Consider the following 1,153-nt stretch of genomic DNA (forward strand, 5'->3'; position numbering starts at 1 on the left):
ATCGAAGGGCTGGCCCGATTTCAGGACCCCATAGGCGATGTGCAGCAGTTTGCGCATCGCCGCGCAGACGATCTGCTTACCTGACTTGCCCTTCGCGCGTAGACGTTCGCTCAGCGCCCGGATGGCCGCGTTATGCGTCAGCGCACTCAGCGCTGGCATGTACAGCCCCGCCCGCAGGCGCGCCGAGCCCATCTTGGAAATCCGGGTCTGGCCCTTGTAGGTGCCGGACTCCTGCAGCTTCGGATTCAGCCCGGCAAAGGCCGTGATCGCGCGGGCGTTCCTGAAGCGCAGGGGATCGCCCAGTTCGGCCAGCAACAGGGCCGCCGTCTTGTCGGCAATGCCATCGATGCTGGTCAGCAGCTCGCGCTTGCCGCGCAGGTCCGGATCATTGTCGATGTGGTCCTGGATCGCCTTCAGGGTTGCGCTGATCTGCTGGTCGATGTGCGTCAGCACCGCCTCGATCGAGTGCTGGACCTGGGCATCGGTGGTGACCGCCAGACGGTTCTGTTCCATCTGCTTGATCTCATGGAGATCCGTGAGACGTCGGACCAGCGCCTTCAGGCGGCGAATCGTCGGCGGTTCGGGTTGCCAGGACGGCAACTCATCCTGATGCCGCTCACCGTACTCGGCAATCAATTTGGCATCGACCTGATCGGTCTTCACCCGCTGCAGGCGACTGCGGGCGTAGTGGGCGACCTGGGCCGGATTCAGCACGCAGACCCGAAAACCCTCGCCATGCAGCCATTCGGCCAGCGCTTCGTGGTAAATGCCGGTCGCTTCCATCACGATCCAGGCGTGGGCCTCGCTGTGCTTGAGCAACCACTGCTGGAGCACCTGGAAACCGGCCGGGTCATTGGCCAGCTTGGCTTTGGTGCGGTACTTGCCGTTGGCTTGCAGGGTGGCAATGTCGAACGAGTGCTTGGCGATGTCGATACCGACGACACTGGGCATGAGAGCTCCTCCTATCCATCCAGAACGATCATCACTGCACCCGACTCAACCTTGCTGATGCGAGCTCTCACCTGCGGTGGGCTCTGGATACCGTTCGAGTGGCTTCGAGTGAGTGTGGCGGGCAGGAGCACTATCTACGTTGCAGGCTCGCGGCCTCAGGGTGGATTCGGCTTCCTGACCCGCCCCCGATGATCCGTCGGGA

Annotated in this window: 1 protein-coding gene; it reads right to left on the minus strand. The window is 63.0% G+C overall.

Features of this window, described 5'->3' with window-relative positions:
- The coding region (locus MnOB_RS28435) for an IS110 family RNA-guided transposase (protein WP_077527884.1) at window positions 1-951 on the minus strand (951 nt) is incomplete at its 3' end.
- Between the last annotated feature and the right edge of the window lie 202 nt (window positions 952-1,153).

The organism is Metapseudomonas resinovorans (assembly GCF_002003485.1).
Classification (GTDB): Bacteria; Pseudomonadota; Gammaproteobacteria; order Pseudomonadales; family Pseudomonadaceae; genus Metapseudomonas; species Metapseudomonas resinovorans_D.